The organism is Natrarchaeobaculum sulfurireducens, assembly GCF_003430825.1.
GTDB classification, from domain to species: Archaea; Halobacteriota; Halobacteria; order Halobacteriales; family Natrialbaceae; genus Natrarchaeobaculum; species Natrarchaeobaculum sulfurireducens.
Window position 1 is genome coordinate 3198491 of record NZ_CP024047.1, and the last position, 15484, is coordinate 3213974.

At 65.7% G+C, this 15484-nt stretch carries 17 protein-coding genes and 1 tRNA gene; 7 read left to right on the forward strand and 11 right to left on the reverse strand.

All coding sequences use genetic code 11. From position 1 onward, the window contains the following. Positions 1 to 6: 6 nt before the first annotated feature. On the reverse strand, positions 7 to 768 hold the full coding sequence (locus AArc1_RS16860) for a DUF4397 domain-containing protein (protein ID WP_186336620.1): 762 nt from the start codon (positions 766 to 768) through the stop codon (positions 7 to 9). 244 nt (positions 769 to 1012) lie between these two features. On the opposite strand from AArc1_RS16860, the gene AArc1_RS16865 reads away from it, so the two are divergent. Next, entirely contained in the window at positions 1013 to 1282 is a 270-nt protein-coding gene (locus AArc1_RS16865; protein WP_186336621.1) for a DUF7553 family protein, read from the forward strand. Between the two features lie 109 nt (positions 1283 to 1391). On the opposite strand, the gene AArc1_RS16870 is transcribed toward AArc1_RS16865, so the two are convergent. The 3 genes from AArc1_RS16870 to AArc1_RS16880 form a co-directional block, all read right to left on the reverse strand. After that, a complete protein-coding gene (locus AArc1_RS16870; RefSeq protein ID WP_117365460.1) occupies positions 1392 to 2462 on the reverse strand; it encodes a bactofilin family protein in 1071 nt (356 codons plus the stop codon). 105 nt (positions 2463 to 2567) lie between these two features. Beyond that, on the reverse strand, positions 2568 to 3698 hold the full coding sequence (locus tag AArc1_RS16875) for an ORC1-type DNA replication protein (protein ID WP_117365951.1): 1131 nt from the start codon (positions 3696 to 3698) through the stop codon (positions 2568 to 2570). Positions 3699 to 3825: 127 nt separating this feature from the next. Next, positions 3826 to 3993: a DUF1059 domain-containing protein gene (locus AArc1_RS16880; protein WP_117365461.1), complete on the reverse strand. Its 168-nt coding sequence runs from the start codon at positions 3991 to 3993 to the stop codon at positions 3826 to 3828. Between the two features lie 148 nt (positions 3994 to 4141). Between AArc1_RS16880 and AArc1_RS16885 the strand changes: the two genes are divergently transcribed. Then, the gene (locus AArc1_RS16885; protein ID WP_117365462.1) at positions 4142 to 4453 is read left to right on the forward strand and encodes an ASCH domain-containing protein; all 312 of its coding nucleotides are present in this window, start codon (positions 4142 to 4144) and stop codon (positions 4451 to 4453) included. 37 nt (positions 4454 to 4490) lie between these two features. On the opposite strand, the gene AArc1_RS16890 is transcribed toward AArc1_RS16885, so the two are convergent. The 3 genes from AArc1_RS16890 to AArc1_RS16900 all read right to left on the reverse strand — a co-directional run bounded on the left by AArc1_RS16890 (position 4491) and on the right by AArc1_RS16900 (position 7768). Further along, positions 4491 to 6560, reverse strand: coding sequence for a MutS-related protein (locus AArc1_RS16890; RefSeq protein ID WP_117365463.1), 2070 nt, complete (start codon positions 6558 to 6560; stop codon positions 4491 to 4493). 177 nt (positions 6561 to 6737) lie between these two features. Further along, the gene (locus AArc1_RS16895) at positions 6738 to 7505 is read right to left on the reverse strand and encodes a hypothetical protein (RefSeq protein ID WP_117365464.1); all 768 of its coding nucleotides are present in this window, start codon (positions 7503 to 7505) and stop codon (positions 6738 to 6740) included. Positions 7506 to 7564: 59 nt separating this feature from the next. Further along, entirely contained in the window at positions 7565 to 7768 is a 204-nt protein-coding gene (locus AArc1_RS16900; protein WP_117365465.1) for a hypothetical protein, read from the reverse strand. A 194-nt stretch (positions 7769 to 7962) separates the two neighbouring features. On the opposite strand from AArc1_RS16900, the gene AArc1_RS16905 reads away from it, so the two are divergent. Next, positions 7963 to 8184 carry a hypothetical protein gene (locus tag AArc1_RS16905; RefSeq protein WP_117365466.1) on the forward strand — a complete coding sequence of 74 codons (222 nt, stop codon included), beginning with the start codon at positions 7963 to 7965 and terminating at the stop codon, positions 8182 to 8184. A 116-nt stretch (positions 8185 to 8300) separates the two neighbouring features. Then, complete coding sequence (locus AArc1_RS16910) at positions 8301 to 8948, forward strand: type 1 glutamine amidotransferase (protein ID WP_117365467.1); 648 nt, start codon at positions 8301 to 8303, stop codon at positions 8946 to 8948. Positions 8949 to 9128: 180 nt separating this feature from the next. Here the strand turns inward: AArc1_RS16910 and AArc1_RS16915 are convergent, their stop codons facing one another. The 3 genes from AArc1_RS16915 to AArc1_RS16925 form a co-directional block, all read right to left on the reverse strand. After that, positions 9129 to 9908: an MOSC domain-containing protein gene (locus AArc1_RS16915; RefSeq protein ID WP_117365468.1), complete on the reverse strand. Its 780-nt coding sequence runs from the start codon at positions 9906 to 9908 to the stop codon at positions 9129 to 9131. 81 nt (positions 9909 to 9989) lie between these two features. After that, positions 9990 to 10400: a disulfide bond formation protein B gene (locus tag AArc1_RS16920; RefSeq protein ID WP_117365469.1), complete on the reverse strand. Its 411-nt coding sequence runs from the start codon at positions 10398 to 10400 to the stop codon at positions 9990 to 9992. Between the two features lie 79 nt (positions 10401 to 10479). Continuing rightward, the gene (locus tag AArc1_RS16925; protein WP_117365470.1) at positions 10480 to 11445 is read right to left on the reverse strand and encodes a glycosyltransferase family 4 protein; all 966 of its coding nucleotides are present in this window, start codon (positions 11443 to 11445) and stop codon (positions 10480 to 10482) included. A 137-nt stretch (positions 11446 to 11582) separates the two neighbouring features. Here AArc1_RS16925 and AArc1_RS16930 point away from each other — a divergent pair, with 137 nt between their 5' ends. Beyond that, a complete protein-coding gene (locus tag AArc1_RS16930; RefSeq protein WP_117365471.1) occupies positions 11583 to 12665 on the forward strand; it encodes an SDR family NAD(P)-dependent oxidoreductase in 1083 nt (360 codons plus the stop codon). Next, entirely contained in the window at positions 12662 to 13624 is a 963-nt protein-coding gene (locus tag AArc1_RS16935; RefSeq protein ID WP_117365472.1) for an NAD-dependent epimerase/dehydratase family protein, read from the forward strand. The genes AArc1_RS16930 and AArc1_RS16935 overlap by 4 nt, the downstream gene beginning before the upstream one ends. A gap of 180 nt (positions 13625 to 13804) precedes the next feature. Here AArc1_RS16935 and AArc1_RS16940 read toward each other — a convergent pair. Then, positions 13805 to 13877 (reverse strand) — tRNA-Asn (locus AArc1_RS16940). Positions 13878 to 13972: 95 nt separating this feature from the next. Between AArc1_RS16940 and cca the strand changes: the two genes are divergently transcribed. Further along, positions 13973 to 15400 (forward strand): CCA tRNA nucleotidyltransferase, encoded by a 1428-nt coding sequence (cca, locus tag AArc1_RS16945; RefSeq protein ID WP_117365473.1) that lies wholly within the window; start codon positions 13973 to 13975, stop codon positions 15398 to 15400. The last annotated feature ends 84 nt before the right edge of the window (positions 15401 to 15484 follow it).

Genomic DNA, 15484 nt, shown 5'->3' on the forward strand with positions numbered 1-15484 from the left:
GGCGCGTCAGTAGTCTTCGTCCGCCTCGAATTCGCCGTCGACCGTCGGGAGGACCGTGAACGCTCGAGTGTCGAGCCCTTCTGGCGGCTCGAGGTAGCCGATCGCGTTCGCGGTGTAGGCGGTCCCGAGTTCGAGGTCGACGGGGAACTCGGCGACGACGGTCCCGGGATCGCCCGCTGGGGTGACCGCCAGCGTGTAGCTGCCAGCGGGCACCGCGACGTAGTTCGTCGACTCCTCGAAGGCGACGTCTTCGAATAGTGGTTCACCGTCGGCGAGGACGTCGACGACCGGTGCGTCCGGTGACGCGTGGAAGAGCCGGACCAGCGCGGAGCCGGCGTCGACGAGAACCTCGGGCCGGAACGTGTCCGCGCCGAGTTCGCCGATCGCGGCGACGGTGTAGAAGGCGCTCTCGAACTCGACATCGTCGTCGAAGACGACCGCCTCGCGATCGCCCGCCGCGGTGATCGTGATCCGGTACGTTCCGGGTGCGATCTCGAGGTACGGCGAGACCTCCGCGTACGCGAACTCGGCGAGGACCTGATCGTCATCGACGTAGACGTCCACGGCCGGTGCGTCGGGCGAGAAGTGAGCGACCCGGATCGCGGCCTCGGGGACGGCCGGTTCGTCGGGACCCGCGTGCTCGTCGTTGCCTTTCGTCTTCCGTTCGTCGTCTTCGTACTCCCCCACTGCGAGGACGGTTCCGCTGGCGGCTGTGAGGCCACCTGCAGCACCGATCGCTTTCATCGCCGTTCGTCGTGAGACTGGCATAGTGCATCCGAGATGCAGGAGTACGCTCGGAAAAAACGGATAGTCAGTATCGATGGTTGTTCCGAGATTTCCGTATTTTGGCTCGACGTACACGTACGGTCACGAGCGAAGGCGGAAACTACACTCGGGTATGCGGATCGATCACGAGAGGTATTCGACGATCGACCGCTGGAGACGGATCGTCCATCGTCGGGTAGACAATGTCCGGCCAACCCTTATCCGGGCGGTCGTGCTGGCTCAGAACGTGACCGAGACGCTCAAACAGGCACGCGACGACCTGAAGCAGGCGGAGAAAACGGCCGACGACGAGGGCACCCGCGAAGAGATCAGGGAAACAGCCGAGGCCTACCGTGACTACGTTGTCGGGGATCACGAACCCGACCACGCGATCCTCGACGAGCACCTGAACACCCTCCGACAGATCCGAAGACAGGTCGACGGCGACACCGAAGAGCAGATCGAACGCGCCCTCGAGGCGACCGAAAACTACCGGACAGACGTCGAGCAGGCCTGACGGCACTCCATCGAGGACAGCCACTGACAGTCCGGTCGTCGACGCGTCCCTCGCCGTCGAACCGACACGACGACGGCACACCGGTCTCGAGCGAGCACTGCCCACGCACTCACTCGACCGCACTGGGTGGTCTCTCGTCAGCAGACTCATGGCGGCTGCGAAGCCGTCGGTAGAGCCCGATCGCCAGCGCCCCGAGACCGAGCAGGGCGATCAACAGGTTGAGCGGGTCACCGACGATGGGCACCTGGCCGAGGACGACGGCACCGGCCAGGCCGACGACTAACGCGAGCCACGGATTCTCGAGGTCGGCGGACGAGAGGAGCCAGGCAGCGACGGCGAACCGGCCGTAGACGACGCCGACCCAGATCGCGAACACGAACGCGACCGCCCCGAGCACCGTGATCGGGATGCCGATCACCGTGATCGCGATCGCAGCCAGCAGGATCGGGACGCCGACGAGCACTCCCAGGCCCGCGAGCCCGGCCCTGATCGGCATCGTGGCGACGTCGTCAGCGACGGTCCGTGAGAATCGCGGGAAGAGCCCGAGCAAGACGGCGCCGAGCAGGAGGTTCATCACGAACGCGTAGACGGCGAAAAGCCAGGATGCAACCGGCTGGAGCGTCGGGGTGACGTCGACGGGCGACTCCTCGACGATCGTGCCCGCCACGGCCTCCTCGTTGCCCTCGAGCGTGCCGGCGTACCGGAGGTCGCCCTCGAGCTGGGCGCCCTCGCCGAGCGTGATCGTCTCGGCGGCGAGCCGGACGTCGCCGTCGATGGTCCCGTCCAGGCGGGCCGTCCCAGCGGCTGCATCGAGAGTCCCACCGACCGAACCGGTCTCGGTGACGACCAGATTGCCACCGGCCGCGGAGACGCTGCCGTCGACCGAGCCGGCGATGTCGACGTTACCAGCCATCGCCTCGAGGTCGCCGCCGACCTCGCCGCCGTCTTCGACCTCGACGTTCCCCGCAGCGGCGCTGACGTCGCCGGTGACGGTCCCGCGAACGATCACGTTCCCCGCGAGCGCGTCAACGTCGTCGACGGTCTCGTCCGCCTCGATGACGATCGTGCCGCCGGTTGCGCCGTCGGACTGGCCCGCTACGGGACCTACGAGCAGTCCGGTCGCAATCACGAGAGCTGCCAGTACGACCAGCAGTCGGCCTCGAGTGACTGGTGTAGGCATAGGATCGGTACACCGATCTCGACTGTAAAAGCGTGGTGTCGATCGGGTAACACGAGAGTGCGGACAGAGGGGACGCTATCGCTGCCGAGGATTGCCGACGCGTGATCACTCGAGTCGAGCCAGCACGGCGTCTTTCTCGTAGGAAAGCGAGAGCGATCTCGAGCGGCCGCGACCGTCGACCTCGGCGTAGTCGGCGTCGATCAGGCCGAGCTGGTCGAGTTTGTTGACGAGCTCCGAATAGCGGGTGTAACCGAGGTCGGTCTCTTCGTGAAACGCCTCGTAGACGTCGCCGGCCTGTTCGCCGTCGTTGTGGGCGATAACGGCGAGCAACGTTCGCTCGGTGTCGGTCAGGCCCGACAGCGACCGTGAGAGATTGATGTACTTCGACTTCTCGTAGGCGGACTCGACGTCTTCGCGCTCGACGGTACGACTGGCACGCATCTCGGCGTTCAACCCGGCCCGACGGAGGAGATCGATCCCCACCCGGAGGTCGCCGCTGTCGGCCGTGAGGGTGGCGACGTACTCGAGGGTCTCGAGCGAGATGACGCCGTCGTGAAAGCCGCGTGCGACGCGTTCGTCGAGGATGTCGACGATCTCGGGCTGGTCGTAGACGGGGAAGTAGACGTCTTCGGGGCGGAAGACGCTCTGGACGCGCGAGTCGAGTTCGTCGATCACGTTGAGAGCGGGATCGGACGAGACGACGATAACGCCGATCTTCGCCCCGGGATACTCCTCGTGGGCGCGCAACAGCGAGTAGAGCGTATCGCTCGCTTCGTTCTCATAGAAGAGGTAGTTGACGTCGTCGAGGGCGACGACGAGCACCTTGTCCTCCTCGACGAGCTTTTCGGCTATCTGTCCGAACAGTTTCTTGAACGAGATTCCCGACGACGGTGGCTCGTAGTCGAACGTCCCCTCGAAGAGTCGCGAGAACACGGAGTAACGCGTGGCGTTCACCTGGCAGTTGACGCGGATGGTCCGGACGTCGCTCGTCTGCGCACCGACTTCGTCGAACAGTTTCTGGATCCCGGTCGTCTTGCCAGTCCCCGGCGGTCCTCGGACCATGACGTTCAGCGGACGTGATCCGCGCACCGCTGGGCGTAACGCATAACTCAGGCTCTCCATCTGGCCCGCACGGTGACTGAACGTCTCGGGAACGTAGTCGATCTCGAAGACGTGTTCGTTCCGGAACACGGACTCATCCCACGACAACATTCCCCCGTCGGGATCGTCTCCCATCACTTTCACCACGCTGTCGAAGCTACTTAGTTGTTCGCTGTCTGTGAAATTGGACCGGCGAGAAACGCGAAAAACGGCACTCGGTCGGTCGATCTCGAGCGCCGCCACGGTCGTTCGACGGACCCGCTCACGCGAGTTCGACGCGTTCCATCCACCGCTCGAGGTCTGCCGGATCAATCCGGCCGCCGTGGGTCATCCGAACGTGCGCTCGCACCAGTCGTTTCACCGCCTCGGCGCTGCTCGAGCACACCTGAAACCGGCAGTTTCCCCGTCGCCACGCGAATTGGTATGACATACGGAGACATTTGTCTGTGAACGAGTAGCCGTTCGACTTGCCGATGCAAGTGCCGTCGACGGATCGCCGTGTGGTGATTCCGACGGCTCCGCAAAAATTTGTTAACATCACCAGTTGCTTTATCAATAGAGAGTGAGTGTGATTCGCCATGGGAACGATCGACGCCAGCGACCTCCTGCCCGCCGACCGGCTCCAAGCGGCTGCTCTCGAGGGCGACATCACACAGTTACACCGCGGCGACCCGCACGCGAGCGTCGGAGACACCTTCGAGATCGAGGGAACGACGTTCGAGATCGTCGAGGTCTCGGAACGACGGCTCGGCGACCTCACCGATGAGGACGCCCGCGCGGAGGGGTCGTCGGATCTCGAGGCGTACAAACGACGGATCGAACGCACACACGGGACGACGTGGGACGACGAGAACACTGCCTATCGCCACCGGTTCGAGCCGATCGACTGATCGAGCCCACAACGGAAACCGGTTCGTGCTAGCCCGCTCAGTCGAACTTCTCGAGCAGCCGGTCGTAGAACTGCGGTTCCGACACACTCACAGCGTCGCCGCCGTTGGCTCGCATCGCGTCGTCGGCTTCGGTGGCGAGTTTCTCGACGATCAGCTCCGGCGTCGAACGCGCGAGATGGTCTTTGACCGGCGAGCGGTTGACCTCGAGTTCGCCGTCGACCAGTCCCACGGCTTCGATACCGTCGATCGTCACGTCGAAGGCAGCCATCTCGCGGATCTCACCGGCGAGGTGGGAGACGAAGACGGCCGTCGCGCCGTTGTCATCGAGCGCCTCGAGAATTCCTGCGATGATCTTCGCGCTCGCGCCGGGTTCGGTGATGCTCTCGAGTTCGTCGACGAGCACGAGCGAGCCCTCACCGCCCTGAGCGAGGTCGGCGAACTCCCGCACCGTCGACTCGAACGCGCCCGCATCGAGGGTGCCCTGGGTCTTGGCGTGGTAGTGGAGGTCGTCGAACCGGCGGAGTCGGGCGCGCTCGGCGGGGACCGGCAGCCCCATGTGGGCGAGCACGACGACGCTCGCGACGAGGTCGAGCATCGAGGTCTTCCCGCCGCTGTTGACTCCCGACAGCAAGGCGACGCCCGAGACCTCGTAGTCGACGGGGTCGATCGCCTCGAGCGGTTCGTCGAGCAGCGGCGACCGACCGGCGTCGATCCGAAAGCCGACATCACCACCATCGGCTTCCTCGGCAGCATCTCCATCCACTCCCTCGTCGGTCCAGACGAACTCGGGCATCGTACAGCCGTAGTCGTCGGCAAATCGGGCGATCGCGAGTTCGACGTCGAGCTCGAGGGCGTCGCGAACGAGCGTTCGCGCGGCCTCGCGCTGGTCGGATAGGTCGGCCGCGAGTTCGCGCTTGAGCCGTCCCGCGCGCCGTTCTTTGGCCGCCGTTAGCTCCTCGCGAAGTCGGGAGACGGCGTCGTCATCGCGTTCGACCGGGAACGTCGGCTCGTCGCTGAAGACCCGGCGAGCGATCTCGGCCTCACCCGTATCGAGCGCCAGCGCCTCGAGTAGGTGTTCGCGAGCGGCCTCGACGGCCGCGGCGTACTCGTCGGCCAGTTCCCGCGACAGCAGCGAGTCGACGCCAGCACCACGTTCGACTAGCGAGAGGAGGTCTGCACCCTCGATCGTCACGTCCTCCTCGCGGATCGCCTCCCGGAGCTGATCGTTCGCGACGCTCTCGGCCGTCCCGACGGCGGCGTCGAGGTCGTCGACGGCCACCGTCAGCCGATCGAGTTCGTCATCGCCAGCAACCGTACCGTCGGCTTCGAGTCGTGAGAGCCCCGCCTCGAGCGCCGCGAGATCGCAGTCGGGCTCGAGGTCGCCGACGCGATGGACCTCGATCGCGGCGACGATCGGCTCTCGATTGCGCGCGAAGAACGCGAGCGGACGTTCGGGAACCACCTCAGCCGGGTTTTCGAGCGCGTCGGGTTCGACCTGGACGTCGCCGTCGATCGCGACGCCCGCGAACGACTCGTCGAGGGCGATGACGGTCGAGTACCCCCTGGCGAGTTCGGCCAGTCCCTGGGCGTCCTCGACGATCTCGACGGAGAGCTCCGGAATCGCCTCGCGTGCCTCGGTGTAGCGTTCCGCGTCCGTCGTCGCCAGACAGCGCTCACGAACCCGGACGTCGCCGGGTTCTGAGAGCGGGGACACGGCCTCGAGCGCCTCGAGGACGGCCGGGTCGGGCTCTCGCTCGACCGCTTCGCGGGCGAACGCTCGAACGTCCTCGATCCGCGAGCGGCTGGGGCTCGGGTAGATGGTCTCGAGGCGCTGGGCGGCGTAATCGGTGACCGTCCGCGCTTGTAACAACGCTAGAACGGCGCGGTAGACTTCACGTGCGCGGTCGGTCGCGAGGAAGCCGCCCGGATCGTCGTGTTCTACCCGGATCGCCCCGCGGGCGATCCGTGCGGCCCGTCCCTGCGAGACGCCCGGCGCTCGAGCGAGTGCAGCGACGTCGCCCGCCCGAAGCGCACGCTCGGGGTCGTCGAGTTCGGCTAGCGCCCGGGCAGTCTTCGTGCCGACGCCCGGAATCGACTCGAGGTCCATGCTTCTCGAGCGGCGAAACAAACCGGAGCGAGAAAAAGCTCCCGCCCATCGCTCGAAGAGCGTGTGACCTCGTCACACATTGCAGTCGCTCAAGTCGACAATCGGCGGGCGACGAACGCCGCTGAGCCGAGCGTGGGTCGGGCTGTGTCGAGAGGGAAGCGGATCTCGCGGTCGTCGTTAGACTGGGTCAGTTGGACGCGAACAGCGGAGACAGAGCGTCCGGTTGCCCACCCAGTTTACGTCGGTCGAATCACAGGCTGGACACCGGTGGTGGGTGGTCGCATACTCGGTCGTGCCACGTGGAGCCGCGAGGTATCCGTCCGCGACGAGTCGCTCGACGAGCCCTGGGAACCGGCGTTTCTTGTATCTGGCTCGAGCCGCGAGGAACTGACCGGCGGCCGTCGGGTCTCGCCCGTGGAGGTCCTCCCAGTCGATCGCGACCTCGCCGTTAGCGAGGCTGCGTGCGACCTGCTTTATCGGGGCGGCTGCCGCCAGAAACAGCGGCGTCGAACTCAACTGGGCCGGGTCGTCGACCGCCTGGCTGGCTTCCTCGTATGCGTCGGCCGCATCGTCGTAGATCGCCGAGCCACCGGAGAGCCCACCCGCAACGTGACAGTCCGCTCGTAGCTCCTCGAAACACGCAGCCTGTGCCGGATTCTGCGCCCGATTCGCGAGATCGCCCGAAACGGAAGCGGCCTCGGTAGCCCTGAACCGTGCTGGCCTCGAGTCGTCGGCGACCCGATAACACAGCGTCGCGATCAGGAGGTACTGAACGCCGGTCCCGACCCAGCCGCGGTCGTCTATCTCGAACGGCTCGACGCCGGGTCGTGGATCGGCGAGAACGGCCCATCCCGCTCGCGTGTACTCGTCGCCAGCGTTGGTATAGGAACGCCGGGAGAGCGCCTCGATCGCCTCGTCTCGGTGTCCGCGGTCCTGCGTAGACATACGATACGTACGGCGGAGGGGACGACAAGCGTTCGGCCTACACGCGCTCGAGCGGTGAGCTATCCGCTCTCGGGATCGCGGTTCGCGAGCACGACGGTGAGAGCACCGCCGCCGAGGAGCCAGCAAATGCCCAACCCGAGCAAGACGACGTTTGCGGTGACCGCACCGGTCGCGGCGACGGTCACTCCGAACAGGACGATCGCACAAAGCATCAGTTGATAGAATCGTTCCTGCTCGGCGAACCAGCGGACGTACGCTTCCATGTCGAGTGATAGGTCACCACGGGGTAACGAGCGTATCGATAGAGCGGGGGCGGGTCGGTTCCGTGCCAGATCTATCGTAGCCACTGCACGTCAGTGCGCGCCTGATCGCCAGACGGATCGGCGATCAGTGTCCACATCGGTGCAGGTGTTGGTATAGCGGTATCGGTATCACCTCGGCTCGACAATGACCAGGTATGGGACTGAAACGACTGCTCGGCTCGAGGGCGACCCGTTCACTGACGGTTCTTTCGGTGTGCAAAGCGGCGAAGCGGGCGTTCGACCGTGGGAGTCGAGCGCGTGCCGTATTGTTGCTCGGCCTCGCCGTCCTCGCCTGGAAGTGGGCGATACTCGGCCTGGTGGCACAGGGCGTCCTCACGATGTTGCGCGCGAGGAAACCCGGTTCGGGCTCGACGTAGCGACGCACAGTCGGTCACGGTGAGCCGACCGGGAGGTCGTGATCGAGCGGCGCTGAACGCCGCTGAATTCGCCCCATCCAGCAGCGTTTTTCACTATCAGGACGAACGAAGAGTCGATGTCCGAGCCGACCCTGGTCGTCGTCCGAAACGAGGTCGATCCCGACTGTACGTTCCACTGTGATGCCATCAGCGACGCCCTCCCCGACGCTCGCACGGTAGCGTACCCAGACGGAGACCGACCCGACCTCGAGGCCGTCGACGGAGTCGTCCTCTCGGGGTCGACCGCGGGCGTCTACGAGGCCGACGACCGACCCTGGATCGTCGAGCAGCAGGCACTCGTCGACGAGCTACTCGAGCGCGAGATTCCGACGCTCGGGATCTGTTTCGGCCACCAGCTCGTCAACGCGGCCCTCGGCGGAACCGTCGAGCCCGCGGAGGAGACCTGTCGGCCGGTCCGCGTCGATATCGCTGATGATCCCCTCTTTCGCGGCCTCGAGCCCGTCGTCCCCGTCGTCCACGGCGACGTGGTGACCGAGGTGGGCGACGGCCTCGAAGTGCTCGCTAGCGCCGACTACTACCATGCTTTCGCCACCCGTCACCGCGAGGCCCCGCTGTGGACCGTCCAGTTCCACCCCGAGTTGACGGCCGCCCACCGGGACCGGCTCGCAGCCGATTTCGACTGGACCGAAGCCGACTACGGCTTCGACGACGTCAACGCCCGGCGCGTCCTCGAGAACTTCGTCTCGATCGTCGCCGACTGCTGATGGGGGGTCGAGGGAGTGGCGTGGCTCCCGGACGTTCGGTACAGCGCCTCGACAGTAGCAGCCGAGATCGGCCACCCAATTACGTGTGACTCGACCTGTATTCTCACGATACCGCGGGTAATCAGCGCTTACACGCCGGCTACTCGACCGGTCGGGGCGGCGAGCACTGGAGCCCACGAATTACTCGTCGACGACCTCGGCGGGAGCACCCACGCGGAGCGTCGAGCCTCGGTCTGCCTCACGAACCTGCGCGATGAGCATCAGCGTATAGTAGTGGTCGAACGCGTCCTCGTCGGCGAAAGCGGGGAACGTCTCCCGACGTTTCTCGAGAAACCGCTCGCGGAACTCGGGGAGCGCCTCGCCGGTGTCGGGGTCGCGTCCGGGGACGACACACCGAGCGCAGGGTGTGACGCCCTCGAGCGTGACGTCGCCGACCGTGAACGACGGGGCGTCAGCGCCGACGAATCGATCCTCCCAGAACGCCGGAACGCCCGAGATTTCGAGGTTCGCCCGGAGTCGACGCCGGACACTTTCGACGGTCAGTTCGTCGAACCAAGACGCGACGGCCTCGAGCGTCGCGGTGCTGATCACCGACGGCCCCATCTCGGGTCGGTCGACGAAGCCGGTCGACCGATCTCGCTCGATCGTGAGGTCGATCTCGAGTGTGTCGCCAAACAGGGTTGCGGCGCGCTCGCGTTCACGAGCGTCCACGAGATCGAATCGCCGGTGCTCGCCGTCGGGTCCGGTGACGGTCAGTTCCGACGTCTGTGGGTCGAAATCAGTGTCGAACGCGTGTATCTCGGCGGTTCGTTTCGCGGTGACGGCCTCACCGTCGGCGTCACGCAGGACGAACTCCCGGTCGCGTTCGAGCGTTCCACCGTCGAGGACCTGTGCCGCTTCGAGGTCGACCCCGTTGAGACTCTTGACGGGGTAGACGCGAAGACGCTCGAGTCGAGCCATGGGGACACTGGGGTTGGGAGTTACCTATACGTACTCGTTCGTTATCGGGGACTCCGACGGTACGGAGGGTGCTGGCGGCGGTCAGGGAGTCCGGCGCTCGAAGAGCGTAAGCGCGAGCAGTCCGGCGGTAATGAGGGTAAACGCCAGCAAAGACAGCCGTGGGATCGTCAGGAAGCCAAGGCCCTGCCAGTAGATCGCGCCACAGCCAGCGCCGACGCCGCAGGTCACGCCCGACGAGCCGGTGGCCTGGATCACGACGTGGTAGCCAGCGAGGACGAGGCCGAGCCCCGACAGTGGGAGCCCGGTCTTCCAGACACCCGGACGGTCCTCGAGCGCGCCGACGACGAGGACGACCACGAGCGGGTACATCAGGATGCGTTGGTACCAGCACAGCTCACAGGGCGGAAAGCGCATGATCTCGCTGAAATAGAGGCTCCCAGCGGTCGCGACCGCGGCGACGAGCGCACAACCGACGAGGAGACGACGTCGCATACATCCACCTCCGCAGGAAGCACGGTTCAATTATTCGGTGGCTCCCACTGCTGGGGTCGACCACGACTCGCCGACGGACTCACTCCGCTCGCGGAGCCACCCGCTCTCGACCGCGGTCGCACTCGAGTCCGATCGCCCGCTCGTAGTGCTCGAACAGTCGGTCGACGACGACGTCCTTGCTCACCTCCCGGACGGCCGCGCGCCCGTTCGATCGTTCGTCACGCTCGAGTACCTCGAGCAGACCATCGACGAGCCCCGCGTCATCGGTGGCGACGACCGAGGGATCGACGCCGGCGAGTCGTGTGCGGACGTCGCCGACGTCGAGCGAGACGACCGGGAGGTTGCAAGCGAGTGCTTCTTTGACTGAGGTCGGCGATCCCTCACTGTCGGAAGTGAGCAAGAGCGCGTCGGCGGCGTTCATGTACGTCGAGACGGCCCCGTGGTCGACGTCGGAAACGACCTGCAGGTTGACTGGGCGGTCGAATAGGTTGTCAACGGTGTTGACAAGCTCCCTCGCGCGTGGGTAGTTCTTGACGGTCCGTTCGGGCGGATACGGGAAGAGGACGTGGTGTTCGTCGTGAGACCAGCCGACCGCCTCGCGAGCCTGAGACTGGGGTTCAGGCTGGAACTTCTCGAGGTCGATCCCGAACGGAAGGACGGTACAGTCACTTCCCAGCGTCCGTTCCATCTCCTCGGTCATCACGACGACCTCCTCACACAGCGGCGCACACGCCCGCGCGATCGGTCCACCCGGTCCCTGGAGGTCCGTCCCCCAGAGCGTGAGGACGACCGGGAGCCGACGCTGGGCGAGCGCCATCGGCGCAGTCAGCCCGTAATGGGCGTGAACGAGGTCGTAGTCCTGCCGGGCTTCTCGGACCACCTCGGGGAAAAACTGGAGGTAGTGACGAGCGCTGCGAGAGGTCCCCGCGGCGACGTGGCCGGGCACCGAAAGCAGCCGCGTAGAGACGCCGCGCTCTTCGAGTGCCTCGAGCTGCTGGGTCAGAAACGGCGCGTCGGCGTACGTGGTGAGCACGAGGACGTTCATTCGGGAGAGCGTGAGCCGGTGACGGCTATTGTTAATTCGCTCGCACAGCCATCCGTTCGAGAGTAAGGGCAGGCAACAGTCCCCGCCTGCGTGTAGCGTTCGGATTACAAAGCCCGTCCGGCGGGACAGTCGCGACGATGACGACGACACTCGAGGGATCGACAGTCCTCGTGACGGGCGGCTGTGGCTCGATCGGTTCGAAACTCGTCTCGGAACTGGTCGCACGGGGGCCAGAGCGGATTCGAATCGTCGACAACAGCGAGCAGCGACTGGCCGCGTTCGTAGGCACCTATACCGACCGAGAGCCGGAGATCGAATCGGTGCTCGCGAACGTCCGGGACAAAGACCAGCTGGCCGTCGCGATGCGAGACGTCGATATCGTCTTCCACGTCGCGGCGATGAAACACGTCCCGATGGTCGAGGACAACCCCTACGGGGCCGTTCAAACCAATGTTACCGGAACACAAAACGTGGTCGAGGCGGCCGCCGACGCCGGCGTCGACCGACTGCTCGGCGTGAGCACGGACAAGGCGGCGAACCCGACGTCGACGATGGGGGCGACGAAGCTGATCGGCGAGCGAATCGTCTCCTCGTTCGACGCGAACCGGCCGCCCGACGACCTCACGCTCGGCTCGGTTCGCTTTGGCAACGTCGTCGGCACGGAGGGGTCTGTCGTCCCGCTCTTTTATGAACAGCTCAGATCGGGCGGGCCGCTGACCGTCACGGATCCGTCGATGACGCGATTCGTCATGCGTCCCGAAGACGCCGCGACGTTCGCCATCGACTCCTGTCTGCGAATGGACGGTGGCGAGGTGTTCGTCAAGAAGATGCCCGCCCTCCGCATCGGCGACCTCGCCGAGGCTATGCGCGAGCACTACGCCCCACAGTTCGGGTACGATCCGAGCGCCGTCGGGATCGACCTGGTGGGAGCGAAACCCGGCGAACGGTACCACGAAAAACTCGTCGCCGAAGACGAACTCCGGTACACCGACGAGCGCGAGGACTACTTCGTCCTCTATCCGCAGTACGACGAACTGGACGTCGACACCGACCTCGAGGGCGAGTACACCTCCGAAAACGAACGGCTCTTAGAGCACGACGAGATCGTCGACCTGATCGGGCCGACGATCGGCGACGAGCAACCCACTGGGTCAGAAGAGCCAGCGGCCAGTACGGCGGGCTCTGATCCGAGCGAACGGGGACGGAACCGAGGGAGATGAGTGAGTCCGTCGGCGTCCTCGGAGCCTCCGGCTACGTCGGGAGCGCGGTCGTCTCGACCCTCGAAACCGAAGCCTACGACGTCTACCCGGCTGCTGGCTCGAGCCACGAGACGTATCCGACGGTCGATCTGCGAGACCGTGAGGCGATCCGCTCGTTCGTCGACGATGTCGGGTGTGTCGTCAACACCGCCGGGCTCGTCGGCGTCAACGCCTGCGAGGCGGACCCCGAAGCCGCCTTCGAGATCAACGCGATCGGCGCGACAAACGTCGCCTGGGCGTGTGCCCGCCGAGGCGTGCCGCTGGTCCACCTTTCGAGCGTCGCAACGATCGGCGACCCGGAGCGACAACCAATCACGGCCGAGCACCCACGCGATCCGACGACGACCTACGGACGGACGAAACTGATCGGTGACCGCGCCGTCCGAACCGCCACCGACGGCCGGACGCCCTCGATCACGTACTGTCTCACCAACCCGTACGGTACCCCACCCGATCGAGCGGTCGCTGGCAACTCCGTGGTCGACTTCTTTCTCGAGCGTGCCATCGCGGGCGAGTCGCTGCCCGTCCACCGGCCCGGCATCCAGGAGCGTGACTTAATCCACGTGACCGACGCGGCCGCCGCAGTTGTCGCGGCCGTCGACGCGGTGATCGACCCGGACGCCTCACCCGACGCCCGCCAGTACGTCCTCGGTAGCGGCGACGCCTACAGCATCCTCGAAGTCGCCGGACTGGTCGCCGCCGCGTGTCACGAGACGATCGGCTCGAGCCCCGACGTTGAACTCCGCGAACGGCCGACTCCCGACCAGCCGGTTATTCGGCGCTTCGACATCGACACACGTGAACTCGAGGCGACGCTGGGTGTCGAGCCGACGACGACGCTCGAGGGGTGGGTCGACGAGGAACTCAGGCACAGACTCGACGAGCGAGAACGCGGTCGAAACGCGGCGCATTCAAGATAGCCACTCGGTTTGCCACGGCGTATCGAACGTCGAAGCCAGGAGCCGAACAGATGCAAGACGGTCGGCCGGTGCGTCGGTCGCTTCGACTCGCGGGCTCGAGTGCTGAGCCGTTTCGCGTTTGCAAAAACAGCGTTCGCTCGGAGTGTACGCTCCTCTCGAGATATGGATTCAAAGAGAACACGCCGAAGCCAGGACTCGAACCTGGGACAACCTCGTTAACAGCGAGGTGCTCTACCATCTGAGCTACTTCGGCTCGTTTCCTGATAGCAGGGTGTATTTGATAGGGCTTTCGTTTTGCCCGCTGCGTGTTCGATACCCTTTCACGCACTGCTCGAGTACGAGTACCCGATGAGCGAGGACGAGGCCGAGTACGACACCGAAGGCGGACCGTCGACCGGTACGGCGGACGACGTAGCCGACCGCGATCAGGACCTCGAGCGGGTCATCACCGCGGCTCGCGACCGCGTCGACCCGAGCGACGACGAGCGCGAGCGACTGCGGACGATCGCCGACCGACTCGTCGACCGCGCCGAGGCCGCAGCGACCGACCTGTGTACCGACGCCGACGTCTTACAGGTCGGCTCGAGCGCCCGCGGGACGTGGGTCAGCGGCGACCGCGACATCGACGTCTTCGTCCGCTTCCCACCCGACCTCGACCGCGAGACGCTCGCGTCCTACGGCCTCGAGGTTGGCCACGCCACCGTTCCCGACGGCCACGAAGAGTACGCCGAACACCCCTACGTCAAAGGCGAGGTCGAGGGGTTCGACGTCGACGTCGTCCCCTGTTTCCGGCTCGAGTCGGCGACCGAGATCCAGTCGGCCGTCGACCGAACACCGTTTCACAACCAGTACTTACTCGATCGGCTCGACGACGACCTCGCCGCCGACGTCCGCCTCACGAAAGGCTTCATGAAGGGGATCGGTGCCTACGGCAGCGACCTCCGAACCAGGGGCTTTAGCGGCTACCTCACCGAACTGCTCGTCTGTGAGTACGGGGGCTTCCGTGGCCTGCTCGAGGCCGCCGCCAACTGGAAGCCGCCGGTCGAACTCGATCCCGAAGACCACGGGCAGGAAACGTTCTCCGATCCGCTCGTCGTCATCGACCCGACCGATCCCGAGCGAAACGTCGCCGCCGTCTGCTCGAGCGAGAACGTCGCCCGCCTCCAACACTACGCCCGCCGGTTTCTCGAGCAGCCACACCCCTCCGTTTTCGATCCACGAGAGCCGGAGCCACTCTCCGAGTCGGCGCTTCTCGACCACCTCGAGCGTCGCGCCACGACGCCGATCGCCGTGCGGTTCGACGCACCCGACCTCGTCGATGACCAGCTCTACCCGCAGCTGTATAAGTCGCTGTCGGGGATCACCCAGGGACTCGACGACCGCGGCTTCGACGTCTTCCGCGGGACGACGTACGCCAACGAGACGGCCGTCGTCTTCGCCGAACTAGCCGTCGCGACCCGTCCCGCCGTCGAACGCCACCAGGGACCGCCAGTTGACGTCAAGACACACGCAGAGGGATTCTACAACGCCTACGCAGACGATGACGACACCTACGGCCCGTTCCTCGAGGGGAGCCGGTACGTCGCCGAACGCGAGCGCCGGTTCACCAGTGCCCGCGAGTTCCTCGAGAGCGACCGGCTCTTCGACGTCGGCCTCGGCGCACACGTCGAGACGGCGCTCGAGGACGGCTACGAGGTGTTCGTCGGCACCGAGGTAACGACGCTGCTCGAGGAGTTCGGCGGCGAACTCCGGCGGTACTTCGACCCACGGCCCTGAGCGTGGACTGTCGGTCTCGTCCGGAAAGCCTGTACCACCACAGTGTGAGTCGGGTCACAACCGGTGGGTTCACCCATGGGAACA